Annotated in this window: 15 protein-coding genes; 9 read left to right on the top strand and 6 right to left on the bottom strand. The window is 62.2% G+C overall.

The genetic code is table 11. The features are described 5' to 3' along the window. Positions 1–99: 99 nt before the first annotated feature. The 3 genes from ACB040_RS16745 to ACB040_RS16735 all read left to right on the top strand — a co-directional run bounded on the left by ACB040_RS16745 (position 100) and on the right by ACB040_RS16735 (position 3,501). The gene (locus ACB040_RS16745; protein WP_371155664.1) at positions 100–1,737 is read left to right on the top strand and encodes a diguanylate cyclase domain-containing protein; all 1,638 of its coding nucleotides are present in this window, start codon (positions 100–102) and stop codon (positions 1,735–1,737) included. Positions 1,738–1,741: 4 nt separating this feature from the next. Further along, entirely contained in the window at positions 1,742–2,845 is a 1,104-nt protein-coding gene (locus tag ACB040_RS16740) for an HDOD domain-containing protein (RefSeq protein ID WP_338773723.1), read from the top strand. Positions 2,846–2,910: 65 nt separating this feature from the next. Next, the gene (locus tag ACB040_RS16735) at positions 2,911–3,501 is read left to right on the top strand and encodes a beta-phosphoglucomutase family hydrolase (RefSeq protein WP_338773722.1); all 591 of its coding nucleotides are present in this window, start codon (positions 2,911–2,913) and stop codon (positions 3,499–3,501) included. A gap of 133 nt (positions 3,502–3,634) precedes the next feature. On the opposite strand, the gene hfq is transcribed toward ACB040_RS16735, so the two are convergent. Then, the gene (gene hfq, locus ACB040_RS16730; RefSeq protein WP_005335772.1) at positions 3,635–3,994 is read right to left on the bottom strand and encodes an RNA chaperone Hfq; all 360 of its coding nucleotides are present in this window, start codon (positions 3,992–3,994) and stop codon (positions 3,635–3,637) included. A gap of 177 nt (positions 3,995–4,171) precedes the next feature. Here hfq and ACB040_RS16725 point away from each other — a divergent pair, with 177 nt between their 5' ends. Genes ACB040_RS16725 through ACB040_RS16715 form a run of 3 tightly spaced genes read left to right on the top strand, consistent with a single transcriptional unit; the run spans position 4,172 to position 7,651 of the window. Continuing rightward, positions 4,172–5,443: a PqiA/YebS family transporter subunit gene (locus ACB040_RS16725; protein ID WP_371155618.1), complete on the top strand. Its 1,272-nt coding sequence runs from the start codon at positions 4,172–4,174 to the stop codon at positions 5,441–5,443. Then, the gene (gene pqiB, locus ACB040_RS16720) at positions 5,436–7,085 is read left to right on the top strand and encodes an intermembrane transport protein PqiB (protein WP_335846622.1); all 1,650 of its coding nucleotides are present in this window, start codon (positions 5,436–5,438) and stop codon (positions 7,083–7,085) included. The genes ACB040_RS16725 and pqiB overlap by 8 nt, the downstream gene beginning before the upstream one ends. Next, positions 7,082–7,651, top strand: coding sequence for a membrane integrity-associated transporter subunit PqiC (locus ACB040_RS16715; protein ID WP_139707456.1), 570 nt, complete (start codon positions 7,082–7,084; stop codon positions 7,649–7,651). The genes pqiB and ACB040_RS16715 overlap by 4 nt, the downstream gene beginning before the upstream one ends. 128 nt (positions 7,652–7,779) lie before the next feature. On the opposite strand, the gene araC is transcribed toward ACB040_RS16715, so the two are convergent. The 4 genes from araC to ACB040_RS16695 form a co-directional block, all read right to left on the bottom strand. Further along, positions 7,780–8,691: an arabinose operon transcriptional regulator AraC gene (araC, locus tag ACB040_RS16710; protein WP_362802364.1), complete on the bottom strand. Its 912-nt coding sequence runs from the start codon at positions 8,689–8,691 to the stop codon at positions 7,780–7,782. A gap of 144 nt (positions 8,692–8,835) precedes the next feature. Further along, complete coding sequence (araH, locus tag ACB040_RS16705) at positions 8,836–9,837, bottom strand: L-arabinose ABC transporter permease AraH (protein ID WP_362791596.1); 1,002 nt, start codon at positions 9,835–9,837, stop codon at positions 8,836–8,838. Between the two features lie 48 nt (positions 9,838–9,885). Next, positions 9,886–11,385, bottom strand: coding sequence for an L-arabinose ABC transporter ATP-binding protein AraG (gene araG / locus ACB040_RS16700; protein WP_371155622.1), 1,500 nt, complete (start codon positions 11,383–11,385; stop codon positions 9,886–9,888). 72 nt (positions 11,386–11,457) lie between these two features. Further along, a complete protein-coding gene (locus ACB040_RS16695; RefSeq protein ID WP_107682776.1) occupies positions 11,458–12,441 on the bottom strand; it encodes an arabinose ABC transporter substrate-binding protein in 984 nt (327 codons plus the stop codon). A 361-nt stretch (positions 12,442–12,802) separates the two neighbouring features. Between ACB040_RS16695 and ACB040_RS16690 the strand changes: the two genes are divergently transcribed. The 3 genes from ACB040_RS16690 to araA are packed head-to-tail and all read left to right on the top strand — an operon-like array spanning position 12,803 to position 16,702. After that, complete coding sequence (locus ACB040_RS16690; protein WP_371155624.1) at positions 12,803–14,494, top strand: ribulokinase; 1,692 nt, start codon at positions 12,803–12,805, stop codon at positions 14,492–14,494. Further along, positions 14,491–15,189, top strand: coding sequence for an L-ribulose-5-phosphate 4-epimerase (locus ACB040_RS16685; RefSeq protein WP_371155626.1), 699 nt, complete (start codon positions 14,491–14,493; stop codon positions 15,187–15,189). The genes ACB040_RS16690 and ACB040_RS16685 overlap by 4 nt, the downstream gene beginning before the upstream one ends. A 13-nt stretch (positions 15,190–15,202) precedes the next feature. After that, positions 15,203–16,702, top strand: a complete 1,500-nt coding sequence (gene araA, locus ACB040_RS16680; RefSeq protein ID WP_371155628.1) for an L-arabinose isomerase — start codon at positions 15,203–15,205, stop codon at positions 16,700–16,702. Between the two features lie 102 nt (positions 16,703–16,804). Here araA and rlmD read toward each other — a convergent pair whose 3' ends face one another. Continuing rightward, positions 16,805–18,157: a 23S rRNA (uracil(1939)-C(5))-methyltransferase RlmD gene (gene rlmD, locus ACB040_RS16675; RefSeq protein WP_371155630.1), complete on the bottom strand. Its 1,353-nt coding sequence runs from the start codon at positions 18,155–18,157 to the stop codon at positions 16,805–16,807. Positions 18,158–18,363: the final 206 nt, after the last annotated feature.

The raw sequence follows: 18,363 nt of genomic DNA, 5'->3' as shown, positions 1-18,363 counted from the left end.
ATACGGTGACTCCGGATAACACGGTAGGGGTACCGTTTTGTTATCCGGTTTGAAGCCGTATGACCACTCCCTTTTGTGGGCAACTGTCAGGTGAATACCATCTCCATACACCCGGAACACTTCACCAACTTCGCTCAGTTATGCGAAGTGAGCCTCGCCACCATCCGTGAAAAGACAGATGCCGAACGCCTCTACCTCTGGCTGAAAGCCCCCGAACCGCAGCTCTACAGCTTTCAGCTCGATCACGGGCTGACCACGCTTGATCTCGCCCATCTCGGTCAACTGACCCTGCCCCACCACCTGATCGACAAGGCGATGGAGAAGGGACAACTGGTGATCGAGCAGCTCCAAGCACCGCCTGATCCCGGCGAAAATGTGGAGCCCGCCCAGCCGCAGTTACGCGCCTGTTTCCCTCTCAAGCGTCACATGAAACTGGAAGGGGTCATCTATCTGGAGACCCGCCGCCGCATCGATCGCCTCTCCCCCCACCAGCGTCAGGGCATCCAGCTCCTTATCCACTATCTGACTGCCGAGCTCAGCAATCACCTGCTCTCCAGCCAGGTCAATCAGGAGCGGGACCAGCGGCTCCATACCCAGACAGATCTGGTGCAGAGTCAGGCACTGCAGGGCTCCTTCCTCACCATGTTGCAGGCGCTGCACATGGTCAGCGTCACCCTCTCCCGCAGTCGCAGCGAGAACGATCTGCTGCGGGATGCCGTGCTGCTGGCCCGCAAGGAGCTGCAGTTCGATCGGGTCGCCATCTTCCTGATCGAACCCGATGGCAAGACCATGCGCGGCACCTGGGGCACCAGCGAGGAGGGCGAGCTTATGGATGAACACAACTTCATCAGCCCCATTCCGGATCACCCGACAGTGCAAGAGGCGCTCAGGCGCAAGGATTACGTGCTGGTGATGGAAGATACCCCCCTCTACTACGAGAAGCAGCAGGTGGGCCGTGGCTGGAACGCCATGGTATCGCTGTGGGATGGCACCACCCCCATCGGCTGGATCGCCGCCGACAACCTGCTCTGGCACCGTCCGCTCAAGGCCTATCAGAGCGAGATCTTCAAACAGTACGCCGCCATCCTGTCGCAACTGCTGATCCGCCAGCGCACTCAGGAGCAGCTGGAAACCCTCAACCGCCAGCTGGAGGCTCGGGTCGCCGAGCGCACCATGCAGCTGGCCGAGACCAATCGGGCGCTGGAGGAGGCCAATCACCGCCTCTCCCTGCTGTCGCTGGAAGATCCCCTCACCGGCATCGCCAACCGGCGCCAGTGGGACATCACTATGCAGCGGGAGTGGGAGTGGGCACGACGCACCCAGAACCTGCTGGCGGTATTGATGATCGACGTCGACGAGTTCAAGGCCTACAACGACCACTTCGGCCATGCCAAAGGGGATCTCTGCCTGCAACAGGTGGCCCATGTGCTGCGGGATGCAGAGCGACGCTGCACCAATCTGGTCGCCCGTTACGGCGGGGAGGAGTTCGTCATTATGCTCTGCGCCCCGCAACCCGGTGAGGCCGAACAGCTGGCCGGGCGGATCCACGATGGTCTTGCCCGCTTGAAAATGCCCCATCCCGCCTCGCGGGTTGCTGATTTCATTACGGTTAGCATAGGCTTTAGCTATCTGGTTCCCTCCCAGGACGGAGCATGGCAGACCCTGACCGAACAGGCTGACCAGGCGCTCTACCACGCCAAATCACAAGGGAGGGCCCGCACTCTGGCCTATCGGTGATCCCATGCTGTTGCGTCGCTACCCTATCTTCAATCGTCGCCTGGCTCTGGTGGCCTACGGCATCGACTATCAGCTCAGCTCACCGGCCGAATGGCCTTCACTGGCGCAACATTGCCGCCTGCTGGCACAGGGGCGTCAATATCTGGTGCCCTTCACCCACGAACAGCTCGATGAACAACGTCCCCTGCTGCTGGATCAGGACGCGATCCCGCTGGTTGAAGCCTCCAGTGAACGCCAGCCCAACTCGTTCCCGGTGCTGGAGCAGTGGCGCGACAGTCGGCGCAGACTGGCGGTGCATGGCGCCAACCGGGATCCGCGCTGGCTCGGCGCCAGCCGCCTGCTGGTGTACTGGATGGGGGAAGAGGGGATCTGCCAGCCCACCGAGCACAAGCGGATGGCGCTGAACATCGAAACCTGGGCGGATTTTCTCCCGCTGCGGGAGGCGGGGGTCGACTTCTTTGCCGGCGGCTTTCTCGCCCGTCCGGAGCTGGTTAATCAGCGGGCCAACCAGCCCGATATGGCGCTGGTACAGCAGATCCTTCAGCTCATCTGCCACGAAGAGTTCTCCTTCGCCCAGGTAGCCCGCCTGCTGGAGCAGGATGCCTGGCTGCCCGGCCTGCTGCTCACCTACGTCAACGCCCCCGGCTTCGCTCATGCCGCCCCCATCACCTCGGTACCCCGCGCCCTCTCCTATCTGGGGGAGCAGGAGATCCGCAAGTTCGTGCTGATCAACGGTCTGGCCCGGGTGAGCCAGCACATGCCGGAGGCCTGCACCCGCATGGCCATCGCCCGCGGCCGCTTCTGCGAGTTGATTGCCCTCACCGCCCTCGGTAAAGCGGAGGCAAGCTGGGCCTTTCTGGTGGGACTGGTGCTCGATGGCTCCCTGCTATCGGAGCCGTTGATGGCCCACCTGCCCAAGAGCGTGCAGCGCGCCATCGAACTGCACGAAGGGCCACTCTTTCATCTGTTTCAGCTGGTCAGCACCTATGAACAGGGCAACTGGGCCCTGCTGGAACAGCTTGCCCCCAAATATCAACTCGATCCGGCCCAGCTCACCCCCGTCTATTTTCAGTCACAAATGTGGGGGCAAGCGTTTCTCACCAGCTAGGTGATGGCGAGGCGGGGAGCCACTAGCTAGAATGGGCTCCCTTTTTTCAGAGACTGACCCGCACCATGACGCTTTCCGGATTCCAAGGCCTGGTCTTTGACCTTGATGGCACCCTGGTCGACTCCATGCCGCTGCACCTCGCCGCCTGGGAACACACTGCCCGCGAGTTTGGCTTTCACTTCGATGCCGACTGGTTCTATGAACTGGGTGGCATGCCGAGCCACAAGATAGCCCTGCTGGTCGCACAGGAGCAGCAGCTCCCCCTCGATCCCCTCGAAGTCACCCGCTGCAAGACCGCCCACTATGTGGCCAACCTGCACAAGGCGACCGTCTTTCCGGCCATGCAGGCGCTGGTCGAGCGCTATCATGGCGTCATCCCGATGGGGATCGGCACCGGCTCGCCCCGCGTCAACGCCGAAGCGATGCTGCGCAACACCGGGCTGGATCGCTACTTCTCCGTGGTGGTCACCGCAGACGATGTGGAGCTGCACAAGCCCAATCCGGACACCTTCCTGCTGGTCGCCAGCAAGCTGGGGGTCGAGCCATCAGGCTGTCTGGTGTTTGAAGATACCGGAATCGGGGTACAGGCCGGAGAGGCGGCGGGTATGCAGACCTGCATGGTCAAAGAGGGTCAACCGGTCGGCATAACCGCGTAGTGCGGAAAAAAATATCGCCCTGCAAGGGGCGATAACCGGAACCGACTCTCATACGGGACATTAATGAAAAATGAGAGCAGGTTCCGTCAGCCGCTGACGCAGGGCGCATCAACGGGGAGTGCGGGGCAGACGATTACTCGTTGTTGCCGCCGCCCTGATTGTCGTCATAACGACCCGGCGCACCGTGGGGGCGCGGCGCCATGGAGACACGTGGCTTGCGAGCACGCTGGATATTCACCTGCGGACGGCCGGTGTGCATGGCGATGGTGGAGATCTTGGCCTTGTAGACCAGCTGCTGGTTACCATGAGCATCGGTCAGCAGCACGCTGTACTGGTCGAACCCGCTGATGGTGCCTTCCAGCTTGATGCCGCTCACCAGAAAAATAGCGACTTGACTGCGGTTCTTGCGCAACCAGTTGAGGGCAGAATCTTGCCCGTTCCCGAGGGAGAAGGCTTGCTCAATCGTGGAGTAGCTGGGGGATTCAGTTGTCATAAATTATTGTCCCGCGGAAAAAAAAGTGGCGTTTGATTGTGCTAAATGGGCACTGGCTTGTCAAAGTCATTCTCACTCCCGCCAGCAATAGCGCCCTCCGAGGGCTGGTCGCTGACCAGCACAACTGCGATAATCGCCAGCTCTGGCTCTACCACGGGCCTTATCTGGGGTTTTATCTTGCATCCGGTTTCACACCAATACCACACCACCTATGTCCATGATGCCACTGCCTGCGAAGAGTGTGACCTGCTGATACCGGCCACACCGCTCGAGGTGGGACAGGCCAGCTGCTGCCCCCGTTGCGGACACACCCTGAGTCGCCACCTGCCACAGCAGGAGTTGCGGCCGATCTCCTACGGGTTCGCGGCACTCATCATGTTCGTGCTCACCAATGCCTTTACCTTTATGTCCTTCTCGGCCAAAGGGGTGGGCCAGGAGATGACTTTTCTGCAGAGCATCACCACCCTGGTGGATGAGGGCTATCTGTTCCTCGGCGCGGTACTGAGCCTGACCCTGATCGGCCTGCCGCTGGTTTATATGGGCTCCATCATGCTGGTGCTGTGGCGGATCGATAAAGATCTGCACAGCAATGCCCTGCGCTCCCTCGGCCGTCTGCTCTGCCGGATCAAACCCTGGCTGATGGTGGATGTCTTTCTGGTGGGGGTGCTCATCTCGCTGGTCAAGCTGATGGGAATGGCCGACATCAAGATGGGGCTGTCGTTCTGGGCCTTCGTCGGCTACACGGTGCTGCTCATCAAGATGATCTCTTCGCTGGATCAGATGTGGCTGTGGCAGCGGCTGTTCGGCCCTACCGAAGCGAGGGAGGTCGACCCTGAAGCGGGCGCACTGGAATCCGGTCTGGTGGGCTGCCACATCTGTGGTGCCCTGAGCGAGGTGGACAGCCACAGCTGCTCCCGTTGTGGCGGTCACCTGCATGCGCGCAAGCCGGGCGGCCTGAACCGGACCTGGGCGCTACTGTTTACCTCCGCCATTCTCTATGTGCCAGCCAACCTCTATCCCATCATGGATACGGTATTCCTCGGCGATGACAGCCCCTCCACCATCCTCGGCGGCGTGGTGCTGCTGTGGGCCATGGGCTCCTACCCCATCGCGGCGGTGATCTTTTTCGCCAGCGTGGTGGTGCCGCTGGTAAAAATACTGGCGCTATTCTGGCTTTGCTATATGGTGCAGCGCGGCAATGTCACCTCCCCCCTCGGCAAGCTCAAACTCTATCGCATGACCGAATTTGTCGGACGCTGGTCGATGATCGACGTCTTCGTGGTGGCCATTCTGGCGGGCCTGATCCGGCTCGACAATCTGATGACCATCTACCCCGGCCCTGCGGCCGTCGCATTTGCAGGTGTGGTGCTGATCACCATGGTCGCCGCCATGAGTTTTGACTCCCGCCTGATCTGGGATTTACAACAAGGAGAACGCGAACGTGAGTGAGCGTAAAAAAAGGTGGAAACCGGGCTCTGATTTTCTGAGCTCTGCCGCCGCAATCTGGATGGTGCCCCTGCTGGCGCTGTGCATCGGCATCTGGATGCTGTTCCAGCACTGGTACTCCCAGGGCCCGAGCTTCACCCTGACTGTTGCCACCGCCGAGGGCATCGTTGCAGGCAAAACAGTAATCCGCTCCCGCGAAGTGGACGTCGGCCGCATCGAGGCCGTCGAGCTGAGTGAAGACTACAGTCACGCGGTACTGAAGGGGCGGTTGAACAACGCCGCCTCCGGTATGCTGCGCGGTGACAGCCAGTTCTGGGTGGTCAAGCCCAGAGTGGGCCGTGAAGGGGTATCGGGTCTGAGCACCCTGCTCTCCGGCGCCTATATCGAGCTCGCCCCCGGCAAGAAAGGGCGGGCGAAGGACGAGTACGCCATGCTGGACAAGCCGCCGCTCGCCTCGCTGGATGCCAAGGGGCTGCGCCTCACCCTCAGCAGTCGCGACACCCGCGCGCTGGGGGAGGGCTCCCCCATCAACTATCAGGGCTTCACCATCGGTCAGGTGGAAGAGGCGAAGTTCCTGCCAGAAAAGAGCGAGATGCAGTATCAAATCTTCATCAACGCCCCCTATGACATTCTGGTGAGCAGCAACTCCCGCTTCTGGATGACCCCGGGCTTCGAGGTCTCCATGAGCAGCGAGGGGATGAAGGTGAAGATGGATTCGCTGGAGAGCCTGCTCGACGGCGGCATCACCATGGGTCTGCCACCCGGCTGGGCACCTGGCGACCCGGTCAAACAGATGGAAGGGTTCACCCTGTTCCAGGATGAGGCGAGCGTGCTGGCCGGTAGCCTGGATCAGTTCATCGACTACGTCTTCCTGTTCGATGACAACGTGGGTGGCCTGCACCCGGGCGCCGCCGTGCAGTACCGCGGCATCCGAGTCGGTACCGTCATCTCCGCCCCCTACCTCATCGAGGACAAGGGCGTGCAGATCTTCAAGAACCGCCAGATCCCGGTGCTGGCCCGCATCGAAGTGCAGCGCCTCTCCCACCGCTATGCCAAGGCGGAGAAGGATCAGTGGCGCGCCCTGTTCGGCAAGCAGTTCAAGGAGGGGTTGCGTGCCAGCCTCAAGACCTCGAGCCTGCTGACCGGCGGCAAGATCATCGACCTCAACTTCTATCCGGACGCGCCACGCTTCGAGCAGGCCAAGCTGGCCGGTTATCAGGTCTTCCCCACCGTGCAGGGCGGGCTGGATCAGATCGAGCGCAAGGTGAACCTCATCCTCGACAAGTTTGTCGACATGGACATGGCGACCACCCTGACCAAGGTCAACGGGTCACTCACCACCCTGGATGGCACCCTGAAGAACATCAGTGCAGTCAGCGCCAACCTGAACAAGCTCACCGCCAAGGATTCCACCCAGCAGCTGCCGGCCTCGCTCAACGAGAGCCTCAAGCAATTGCAGGAGACCCTGCAGGCCTATGATGCCCAGTCGCAGACCAATCAGGACCTGCGTCAGTCGGTGCAGACCCTCAATCAGTTGATGCGCGAACTGCAGCCGCTGGTGCACTCCCTCAACGAGCAGCCCAGCTCGCTGATCTTCGATCGCGCGCATCCATCGGACCCTGAGCCCAAGCGAGGCAAACAATGAAAAAAGAGATCCTGACGCTGGCCCTGTTGGGCCTGCTGGCGGGGTGCAGCAGCCAGCCAAGCCTGCACTACTATTCGCTCGATGCCGACAGCCAGCAACCCGTGACGGCCCCGGCCCAACCGCAGCACCAGCTGGTGCTGCGCCCGGTGGCGCTGGCCAGCCAACTCGACCGGATCAGTCTGGTCTATCAACTGGAAGGGCAAGAGCTGCACTTCACCGAGTACCATCGCTGGGCCGGTGCGCTCGACGATCAGCTCAACCAGCTCACCCTTAATGGCCTCTCCACCCGCCTGCCGGGCTGGGTGGTACGGCAGGATGGCGCCCGCAAGGGGCCGGTGCTGACCATTCTGGTGGAACGCTTTCAGGGCCGTCATGACGGCAGCGCCGTGTTGAGCGGTCGCTGGCGCCTGCTGGCGGAGGATGGCACCGTGCTGCGCGATGCCCCCTTCCGTCAGGAGCGGGTGCTACCGGCCGATGGCTACAACGCGCTGGTGAACGAACTGGGTCAGGGCTGGCAACAGCTGCTCGACCAGATCGCCGCCGAGGTGCGCCAGAGCGCCCGCTAATCGGCCATCAGCCGATAGCAGAGATAAAAAAACGACGCCTGCTGGCGTCGTTTCACATTACAGCCACCCCGCGAAAGAGAGTGTTGAGTCTATTTTTTGAATCTTCGCAATCTAGCTGAAACCTGATGTCATAGCGGAGTAGCACATTTCCGATATTCCGAGGGACTGACCCCCACCCGTTTTTTGAACACCCGCGAAAAGTAGAGTTGATCGTCATAGCCCACCTGCTGGCCTATGGTGGCCACCGACAGCGGCGTGGTCTGCAGCAGCAGCTTGGCCCGCATGATCCGCTGATCCTCACGCCAGCGCACTATGCTCACCCCCACCTGCTCGCGAAACAGGTGGGCTAGCCGTGACGGGGACAAGAACACCTGCTCGGCCAGCGCCTCCACCGAGATCTCGGCGCAGAGCGATTCGCTCAGGATCTGGCACGCCTGGTGCACTCGGTGATCTATGGTGGGGTAGGCACTGAGGGAGGAGGCTTCATAGCAGCGAATGAGCAGCCGCTCCAGCAGGTTCATGGCCAGCTGTTCCGACATGGGTCTCAGCTGCTTATGGGTCTCTTCGATGTCGAGGAACAGGGCGTCGAACTCGGCGAGCAAGGCGGCGTCCGCCAGTTGCAGGCGCCCCACCCGCTCCGTCACCTGCGGCCACTTGAGCCAATCGGCCCAGTAGGCCCGCGGCCGGAAATAGACCCAGCGGTGATACCACTCCCGCGCATCCGGCGCCCGGCCATAGTAGTGCACCGCTGCGGGCGGAAACAGCAGCAAGTCGCCTGGCTCCACGGTGAATGCCTGATCCCCTTGGAAGATCTGCCCCTTTCCCTTGATGGTCAGGTTGACGATGAAGCCCTTCATTCCCTGCGGCCGGTCGATGATGAAGTCGAGCGCACTCCCCTGCTCGATGGGGGTCATGCCCGAGACCAGGAACACGTCGAAGGCGTAGCCCGGCAGCAGGGGATTGAGTTGTTTCGGCTTCTCTTTTTGCATCGAAGACATGGCGGAAAACAGCGCTTGGGTAAAAAAATCGGCTTGGGCCATTGTAAAGACTCACCTTGGGAACGCGCTATCTGGCGCTCGGCGCCGTGTGAAATTGGTGAACTGGCTCACAACGGGATGTGTCGTGCGCCATGGGGTAACCCTCAACAGGCCCGCAGCGCGCGGGCCTGCATGGTTGGACAGAGATCAGACGCGCGCCTTGCGCACCTGCTTGTAGCGGTCGAACAGCACGGCGGCGAGCAGGATGAGGCCGCGCACCACGTACTGGGCAAAGGGGGAGATGTTGAGCAGGTTCATGGCGTTCTCCATCAACCCCAAAATCAGCACCCCGGCGATGATGTAGGAGATCTTGCCGATCCCCCCCTTCATGGAGACCCCACCCAGCACGCAAGCGGAGATCACCACCAGCTCGAAGCCGATGGAGGTCATGGGCTGGCCCGAGGTCATGCGCGAGGCCAGTATGATGCCGGCGATGGAGGCAATCAGCCCGGTCATGGTGAAGATGATGATCTTGGTGCGCACCACGTTGACCCCGGCCAGACGCGCCGCCTCCTCATTGCCCCCCATGGCCAGGGTGTTACGGCCGAAGGTGGTCTTGTTGAGCAGCAGGCCGAACAGCACGAAGCAGACGGCGGTCAGCCAGACCGGGGTCGGGATGCCGAGCAGGGCGGAGTTGCCGAGCTCGAAGAAACGCTCCTCCACGATACCCACCGCTTTGCCGTCGGAGATGATGTAGCCCACCCCCCGTGCCATCTGCATGGTGGCGAGGGTGGTGATGAGGGCGTTGATCTTGAATTTGGCCACCACTATGCCGTTGATGAGGCCAAACAGCACCCCCACCGACATGCCGGCCAGGATGCCGACCGTGATGCTCTCGGTGGCGTTGATGCCGACCGCGCAGGCGACGCCGGAGCAGGCCACCACGGAACCGACCGACATGTCGAACTCGCCGGAGGCGAGGCAGAACAACATGCCGCACGCCACCATGCCCGACATGGAGACGGCGAGCCCGAGCCCGCGCATGTTGATCAGGCTGGCAAAGTTGGGCACCAGCACGCAGGCCAGCAGGAACAGGATGGCGAAGATCACCAGCATGCCGTATTGATCCCAGACGCGGGCCAGTTGCAGGCGGGAGCCGCTGGCTGCCGCGGCGCTGGCGGCCTGGCCGACTGAGGTAGTAGTTGTCATGGTATTTCTCCTGAAAATTCCGGGTGCTATCTCGTTGCGGTCAGCAGATCAACGGGCCGGCATGGCCAGATTGAGCGCCTTGACCTCGTTGGCCTCATCGTGGGAGAGCTCGCCGGCGATCTCCCCCTCCCGCATGACCATGATCCGGTCCGCGATGCCCAGCACTTCCGGCAGCTCGCTTGATACCACCACCACGGCGATGCCCACCTTGGCCAGATCGTAAATCACGTTGTAAATCTCGTTCTTTGCCCCGACGTCGATGCCGCGGGTCGGCTCGTCGAGCAAAATGACCTTCATGTCCTCGGAGAGCCAGCGCCCCAGAATGGCCTTCTGCTGGTTGCCGCCGGAGAGGTTCATGATGGCCTGCTGGGGAGACGGGGTCTTGACCCGCATGTCGCGGATCCGCAGCCTCGCGTTCTCGTCCTCCCACTGCTGGTTGATCCAGAAGCCCCCCCACGCCTTGTGACGGCGGGCGCTGATGTTGATGTTCTCCTGCACCGAATGGATGGGGATGATGCCGAGCGCCTTGCGGTCCTCGGTACAGAGCATGATGCCGCTGCGAATGGCGTCGATGGGGCTGCCGATGGCCACCGGCTTGCCGAACACGGCTATCTCGCCGCTGTGCATCTTGTCGGCGCCGAAGATGAGCTTCATCAGCTCGCTGCGCCCGGCCCCCACCAGCCCGAAGATGCCGAGGATCTCCCCGCGCTTGACCTCGAATGATACTGGCGCCTTGAGCCCCGGCCCCATCAGGTTCTCCACCTTGAGGCCCGCCTCGCCGAGCGGCCTTGGGCTGTAGCCATAGATGTCGGTCAGCTCGCGCCCCACCATGGTCTTGACCAGCAGATCCCGGTCCACCTCGGCCATGGAGCCGAAGGTGCGCACGAACTGGCCATCCTTGAATACGGTGATGGCGTCGCACAGGGCGAAGATCTCGTCCATGCGGTGGGAGACGTAGAGAATGACCTTGCCCTCGTCACGCAGCTGACGGATGACCCGAAACAGCTGCTCGATCTCGCGGGACGATAGGCTACTGGTCGGCTCGTCGAAGGCGATGACGCTGGCATCCCGGGTCAGCGCCTTGGCGATCTCCACCATCTGCCACTGCCCCAGCGACAGATACTTGAGCGGCGTCTCGGGGGAGACGTCCATGCCGAGGCGCGCCAGTTGCCTGGCCGCATCCTGATAGAGCTTCTCCCGATCAATGACCCCGCGCCGGGTCGGCAGCTGACCGAGGTAGATGTTCTCGGCCACCGTCATCTCGGGCACCAGGTGCAACTCCTGATAGATGATGGCGATCCCGCACTCCAGCGCATCGACCGTGCTCTGAAAGACCCGCTCCTGGCCGGCCAGCTTCACCACCCCGGTGGTGGGCGACTGAAAACCGCTCAGGATCTTGAGCAGGGTGGATTTGCCCGCGCCGTTCTCCCCCATCAGCGCGTGCACCGTGCCCTGCTGGCAGCAGAAGGAGACGTTCTTCAGCGCCTTGACGCCGGGAAACTCCTTGCTGATGCCGCAAAACTCCAGATAAGGAACTGACTGATTCATGTTTCACTCCAGCCGACCGGCATGGCGCACTGCGCCATGCCGGTCTCGGTGTCAGGGTTTAGATGGCGTCAATCACAGACCTTTCTTCTGCAGCTCGACCTTGAAGTTGTCGCGGGTGATGAGCACCACGTCGGTCACCTCGGTGAACTTGGCCGGTTCGGCGCCGTTGATCACCCAGTCATGCAGCATCTGGATGCTCTTGTAGCCGTGCACGTCCGGGCTTGGCAGCAGGGAGCCGAGGAAGCCGGTGGCACTGGACTTGGAGAGCTCGTTCACCGCATCCACCCCGTTGATACCGATGCCGATGACGTTCTCGGCCTTGAAGCCCTGCCCTTCGGTGGCACGTACGCCGCCGAGCACTGTGTTGTCATTCATGCCGACGATGAGCCAGTTCTTCACCTCGGGATGCTGCACCAGCATGGAGTTGGCGGCATCCAGCGCCCCCGGAATGTCGTTGGCCTTGGTCGGCGAGCGGTAGATCTGCCCCTCGGGGAAACCGGCGGCCTTGAGCGCGCTCAAGGAGCCTTCGACCCGGCGACGGGCCGTGTCGAGCTCGTCGGCGGTGATGGCGAGCACCCCGGTCGCCTTCACGTCCCACTGGCGTTTTTGCATCTCCTTGTAGAGCTCCTGGCCCTGGCGTTCACCAATCTTGGTGGCGGCCATCATCACCAGCGGCACCTGCTCCATGGGCTGGCCCTTGGCGTTGACGAACTGGTCGTCCACCGTGATGACCTTCAGATCCATGCTGTTGGCCTTGGCCATGATGGCGGCCCCAAGCTTGGGATCCGGGGTACAGATGACGAAGCCCTTGGCGCCGTTGGCCGCCAGGCTGTCGATGGCATTGAGGGTCTTCTCGCCATCGGGGACGGCTATCTTGATCACCTCGAAGCCGAGATCCTTACCCGCCTTGTCGGCGAAGTTCCATTCGGTCTGGAACCAGGGCTCCTCCGGCTGCTTGACCAGATAACCCAGCTTCAGCGCCTCGGCCGAGAAAGCAGAATTTGCCATACCAAGGGCAAACCCCATTGCGATCATGCTGTTAACGATTTTGTTCATGCGAGTGTCTCCAGGTGTTCTATCAATCCATGTATCCACGCAGTGCTGCTCGTTGAGTCAATCAAGTCGCAGCCATATAAAAACATGCTTAAACAGGACGTTATTGTTGTTGCTAGTTGAGCAAACCAAGTTGTAATCGTTTTCACATGGAAAAATGGAGAGCAGGATCACGCCATGAAATTGCAGCCGTTTTGTCTATGTTTTCAGCAAAATAATCACATAGCCGATCTTCGATGGCCGTCACCCTCTTGTCGGCATAGCGTTTAAATCCATATTTCCAGCAGCCAATGGCTAACCGCCCGTCCGGTCCATCTCCTATGGTTCCTCACCAGTCCCCCCTCATTGATGGTCAGGAGCACTTATGTCTGAGCACACCAGGTCCGAGCAGATCACCATCGGACTCGATTTCGGCAGCGATTCGGTCAGGGCACTCGCCGTGCGCTGCCACGACGGCGCCGAGCTGGCAACCCAGGTCGTCTATTACCCGCGCTGGCAGGCCGGTCATTACTGTCAGCCGGTCACCAACCAGTTTCGCCACCACCCCCTCGACTATCTGGAATCCATGGAGCAGGCGGTGGTGGCTGTGGTGAGCCAGCTCACCCCGAGTCAGCGCGCCGCAGTGCGTGGCATCGGGGTGGACAGCACCGGCTCGACGCCAGCCCCCATCGATGCAGAGGGGCGTGTGCTGGCCCTGCGTCCGGAGTTTGCCGACAACCCCAACGCCATGTTCGTGCTGTGGAAGGATCACACCGCCATCGAGGAGGCCGAGGCCATCACCGCCCTTTGCCACGGTGGCCAGTTCCCCGACTACAGTCGCTACATCGGCGGGGTCTACTCCTCCGAGTGGTTCTGGGCCAAGATCCTGCACGTCTCCCGCAGTGACGCAGCGGTGCGCGCCGCCGCCTGCAACTGGATCGAGCTGTGCGACTGGGTTCCCGCCATCCTGAGCGGTACCCAGGCCCCGGCCGACATCCGGCGCGGGCGCTGCTCCGCCGGCCACAAGTCCCTCTGGCACCCGAGCTGGGGCGGCCTGCCCCCCGCCGAGTTTCTTAACGCGCTGGATCCGCTGTTGACCGAGGATCTCGACTACCCGCTCTTTACCGACAGCTGGACTGCCGATCTGCCGGTCGGCACCCTGACCCCCGAGTGGGCGGAGCGGCTGCACCTCTCCTGCGAGGTGGTGATTGCCGGCGGCGCCTTTGACTGCCACATGGGGGCGGTGGGGGCCGGGGCCGGCAACAATGCGCTGGTCAAGGTGATAGGCACCTCCACCTGCGACATCCTGATCGCCGACGAGGCCACCATAGGTGATCGCGCCATTGCCGGGATCTGTGGCCAGGTTGATGGCAGCGTGGTGCCGGGCATGGTGGGGCTGGAAGCGGGACAATCGGCGTTCGGCGACATCTATGCCTGGTATCAGCGCCAGCTCGGCTGGCCGCTGGAGAGCCTCGCTGCCCAGTATCCGGAGCTGCGCACAGCCATCGAGGCCCACAAGCGGGAGCTGCTGCCAAGCCTCGCCGCGGCTTGGGAGCGGCAGCGGGATCTGGCCCACTTGCCGGTGGTGCTCGACTGGTTCAACGGTCGCCGCACCCCATACGCCAACCAGCGCCTGCAGGGCACCGTCACCGGGCTCAACCTCGGCACCGATGCACCAGACCTGTTCGGTGCCCTGGTGGCCTCCACCGCCTTCGGGGCCCGCAGCATCATGGAGTGCATGACCAGTCAGCAGGTGCCGGTGGAGCAGGTGATCGCCCTTGGCGGCATCGCCCGCAAGTCGACCACCGTGATGCAGACCTGCGCCGACGTGATGAACAGGCCCATCCAGGTGGTGGCCTCGGATCAGTGCTGCGCCCTAGGGGCGGCCATCTTTGCCGCCGTGGCGGCCGGTATCCATGGCGATGTGGCCAAGGCCCAGCACCACATGGCGAGCGCCGTGGAGCGCACCCACCAGCCACACCCTGAGCGGGTCGCCGAATACGAGCGCCTTTACCAGCGCTACCTCGCCTGGGGCGCCGCCGCCGAGCCGCTCTACAACCGGGGAGTACCGGCATGAACCTCAAGATGCTCAAGGAGCAGGTGCTCGTCGCCAACCTGGATCTGCCGCGCCACGAGCTGGTGACCTTCACCTGGGGCAACGTGAGCGGCATCGACCGAGAGCGCAATCTGGTGGTGATAAAGCCAAGCGGCGTCAGTTACGAGCGGATGCGGCTCGAGGACATGGTGGTGCTGGATCTGGCGGGCAAGCAGGTGGAAGGCGCCTTGCGCCCCTCCTCCGACACCGCCACCCACCTAGTGCTCTATCGCGCCTATCCGGAGCTTGGCGGCGTGGTACACACCCACTCCACCCACGCCACCGCCTGGGCCCAGGCGGGGCGTGCCATCCCCATTTTCGGCACCACCCAGGCCGACTACTTCCACGGCGAGATCCCCTGCTCACGCCTGCTCACCCCGGGTGAAGTGGAGGAGGATTACGAGGGGCTGACCGGTCATCTCATCGTCGAGACCCTCAAGCAGACCCCCATTCTCACCATGCCGGGGGTGCTGGTGGCCAACCACGGCCCCTTCAGCTGGGGCAAGAGCGCCGAGGACGCGGTACACAACGCCGTGGTGCTGGAGGAGGTGGCCCGCATGGCCTGGCTCACCGGCCAGATCAACCCCGCAGCCCGCCCCCTGCCCGATTATCTGCTGGAGAAGCACTACCAGCGCAAACATGGCAAACACGCCTATTACGGCCAGACAAAAGCATAAAGAGGACACCAAGATGGAATTGATGAAACAGCTGGAAGTGTGGTTCCTGGTCGGCAGCCAGCACCTGTATGGCGCCGCCACCCTGAAGCAGGTGGCCGATCACGCCCACACCATCACCAGCCAGCTCAACGAGCGCGCCGGTCTGCCGGTCAAGATAGTGCTCAAGCCCACCGGCACCACTCTCGATGAAATAAGCGCGGTGGCCCGCGATGCCAACCACGATGAGCGCTGCATCGGGCTCATGGTGTGGATGCACACCTTCTCCCCCGCCAAGATGTGGATCCCAGCGCTGAGTCAGTTGCAAAAACCCCTGCTGCAGTTCCACACCCAGTTCAACCGGGATCTGCCGTGGAGCGAGATCGACATGGACTTCATGAACCTGAACCAGACCGCCCACGGCGGCCGTGAGTTCGGTTTCATGGGGGCTCGGCTGCGACTGCCACGCACCGTGGTGGTCGGCCACTGGCAGGATGAAGAGGCCCACCGCAAACTGGGCAACTGGATGCGGGTCGCCGCCGCCATTCACGACAGTCGCCACCTGAAGATCGCCCGCTTTGGCGACAACATGCGCAACGTGGCGGTTACCGAGGGCGACAAGATTGAGGCCCAGATCCAGTTCGGCTATCAGGTGAACTACCACCCGGTCGGGGACCTGGTGAAGGTGATCGACGCCGTGCCCACAAGCGACATCGAGGCGCTGCTGGTCGAATACGAAGAAACCTACACCCTGACCGAGGCGGTGCAGGCGGGCGGGGTGCTTCGCGCCTCCCTTTATGAAGCGGCGCGCCAGGAGCTGGGGATGAAGAAATTCCTCACCGACGGCGGCTTTGGTGCCTTCACCACCACCTTTGAAGACCTTCACGGCCTGCACCAACTGCCGGGGCTCGCCTGTCAGCGCCTGATGCAGCAAGGCTTCGGTTTCGGTGCGGAAGGGGACTGGAAGACGGCAGCCCTACTGCGCACCCTCAAGGTAATGGGGGCCGGTCTTGCGGGCGGCACCTCCTTCATGGAGGACTACACCTACCACCTGGAGGCGGGCAACAACCTGGTGCTGGGAGCCCATATGCTGGAGGTGTGCCCCTCCATCGCTGCCGATAAACCCGTGCTGGATGCCCAGCATTTAGGGATAGGCAAGAAGGCCGACCCGGCCCGCCTGTTGTTTGCGGCCCCCGCCGGCAAGGCGGTCAACGCCAGCCTGATCGATCTGGGCAACCGCTTCCGGTTGGTGGTCAATCAGCTCGAGGTGGTGGACCTGCCAGAGGCCATGCCGAAACTGCCGGTGGCGAGCGCCCTGTGGCAGCCCATGCCGGACCTGCAGACCAGCGCCGAGGCCTGGATCCTAGCCGGGGCCGCCCACCACTCGGTGTTCACCCAGTCGGTGGATATCGAGCAGCTGCGCACCTTCGCCGACCTCATGGGCATAGAGTTAGTGGTGATCGACGAGCACACCCGCATCCCCGAGCTCAAGCAGACGCTGCTGTGGAATGAGGTGTACTACAAAGTGTGCAACTAATTAACCAGTGGATGACTCACGATTTGCCACGGTGGATCTCTGCCCATATAAAAAACGACGCCAGCTGGCGTCGTTTTTTTATGGGCAAGAGTCGGGGGCGACTTATGCCTTGGCAGGCAGGCTCAGGCGGGCAACCGCTTCCACATGCATGGAGTGCGGGAACATATCGACCGGTTGCACCTCGTCCAGCACGAAGCCCTGCTTGACCAGCCAGGCAAGATCGCGAGCCAAAGTCTGCGGGTTGCAGGAGACATAGACCAGACGACGGGGCGCCATGGCGACCAGGGTCTGCAGCACCGCCTTGTCACAGCCTTTGCGGGGCGGGTCCATCACTACCACGTCAGCGGTCACGCCTTGGGCGTGCAGCTCGGGCATCAGCTGCTCGGCCTTGCCGACGTGGAATTCGGTGTGCTCGATGCCGTTGAGGGCGGCGTTGCGGCGGGCATCGCTGATGGCGCTCTCCACCGACTCGATCCCGACGACCTTGGCGGCCTTGCCAGCCAGGAACAGGGAGATGGTGCCGATACCGCAATAGATGTCGAACACCGTCTCGTTACCGGTCAGCTCGGCATACTCGAGGGCGCTGGAGTAGAGCACATCGGTCTGGGTCGGGTTGTTCTGGAAGAAGGAGAGCGGCGAGATCTCAAACTCGAGCTCATGGATCTTGTCGCGGATCACCCCTTCGCCGAGCAGCACCCGGTTGGTCGCGCCCAGAATGCGGTTGGTACGCTCATCGTTGATGTTCTGCACCAGGGTGGTGACCGGCAGATCGCTTAAGCTCGCCAACAGCTCGGCTTCGAACGGCAGCTCCTCGCTCAGGGTCACCAGCACCACCATCAGCTCGCCGCTCTTGAAGCCCTTGCGGGTCATCAGGTTGCGCACGCAGCCGCTGTGGTTTACTTCGTCATAGGCGGCGATGTCATGCGCGCGCATCCAGTTGCGCACCCGGGCGTTGAGCTCGACGTGCAGCGGATCCTGCACCGCACAGTCATCGGCGGTGATGAGATCGTGGGAGTGCTTGCGATAAAAACCGATCTCGGCACCGGCGTCACAGCCACGCACCGCATATTGCGCCTTGTTGCGATAGGCGAACGGGCTTTCCATGCCAAGGATATCCTTGACCGGGGTGTCACCCAGCCCGGCCTGCTCCAGTGCGCTCTGCACCAGTGCCTGCTTGAGCTTGAGCTGGGCCGGATAGGCCAGCGGACGTACCTGACAGCCACCACACTCGGTGTTGGGGCAGAAATCGGCAACCCGATCGGCAGAGGGCTGGAGCAGCTCGGCAACCTTGCCGTGCAGATAGTTCGGCTTGACCTCGGTCAACTCCACCAGCGCCTGCTCACCGGGCAGCAGACCTTCGACAAACAGGGGGCGATCGAACAGGCGTCCTTTGCCATCTCCTTTGTCGGTCAGTTCCAGGATCTCGATCTGGTGTTGATGTCCCACTAACGGCATGAGCGGCTCCAAAAGTACTAAAAATGGGGGGTGATGAACGCGGCAGAGCCATGCCCATCGAGAAAAGGTGGCAGAGTTTAGCGGAGATCCGGCCAAATTGCAGGCATAAAAAGCCTGCTTGTTGCAATGGTCATTGCCCCTGGCCATCTGCCGGGTCTTGCCACCTTTCGGGTTGCAGCAAATTTAGCCCTTGGGCCATAACGCCC

It is taken from the genome of Aeromonas sp. S11(2024), from assembly GCF_041402345.1.
GTDB classification, from domain to species: Bacteria; Pseudomonadota; Gammaproteobacteria; order Enterobacterales; family Aeromonadaceae; genus Aeromonas; species Aeromonas veronii.
This window is presented reverse-complemented; position numbering and strand designations above follow the sequence as displayed.

Bases quoted from the DNA above. Each gene is read 5' to 3' on its own strand.
- hfq (WP_005335772.1), bottom strand. From the start codon at position 3,994: ATGACAACTGAATCCCCCAGCTACTCCACGATTGAGCAAGCCTTCTCC.
- ACB040_RS16735 (WP_338773722.1), top strand. From the start codon at position 2,911: ATGACGCTTTCCGGATTCCAAGGCCTGGTCTTTGACCTTGATGGCACC.
- araG (WP_371155622.1), bottom strand. From the start codon at position 11,385: ATGAATCAGTCAGTTCCTTATCTGGAGTTTTGCGGCATCAGCAAGGAG.
- ACB040_RS16685 (WP_371155626.1), top strand. From the start codon at position 14,491: ATGAACCTCAAGATGCTCAAGGAGCAGGTGCTCGTCGCCAACCTGGAT.
- araC (WP_362802364.1), bottom strand. From the start codon at position 8,691: ATGGCCCAAGCCGATTTTTTTACCCAAGCGCTGTTTTCCGCCATGTCT.
- ACB040_RS16715 (WP_139707456.1), top strand. From the start codon at position 7,082: ATGAAAAAAGAGATCCTGACGCTGGCCCTGTTGGGCCTGCTGGCGGGG.
- rlmD (WP_371155630.1), bottom strand. From the start codon at position 18,157: ATGCCGTTAGTGGGACATCAACACCAGATCGAGATCCTGGAACTGACC.
- araA (WP_371155628.1), top strand. From the start codon at position 15,203: ATGGAATTGATGAAACAGCTGGAAGTGTGGTTCCTGGTCGGCAGCCAG.
- araH (WP_362791596.1), bottom strand. From the start codon at position 9,837: ATGACAACTACTACCTCAGTCGGCCAGGCCGCCAGCGCCGCGGCAGCC.
- ACB040_RS16740 (WP_338773723.1), top strand. From the start codon at position 1,742: ATGCTGTTGCGTCGCTACCCTATCTTCAATCGTCGCCTGGCTCTGGTG.
- ACB040_RS16695 (WP_107682776.1), bottom strand. From the start codon at position 12,441: ATGAACAAAATCGTTAACAGCATGATCGCAATGGGGTTTGCCCTTGGT.
- ACB040_RS16690 (WP_371155624.1), top strand. From the start codon at position 12,803: ATGTCTGAGCACACCAGGTCCGAGCAGATCACCATCGGACTCGATTTC.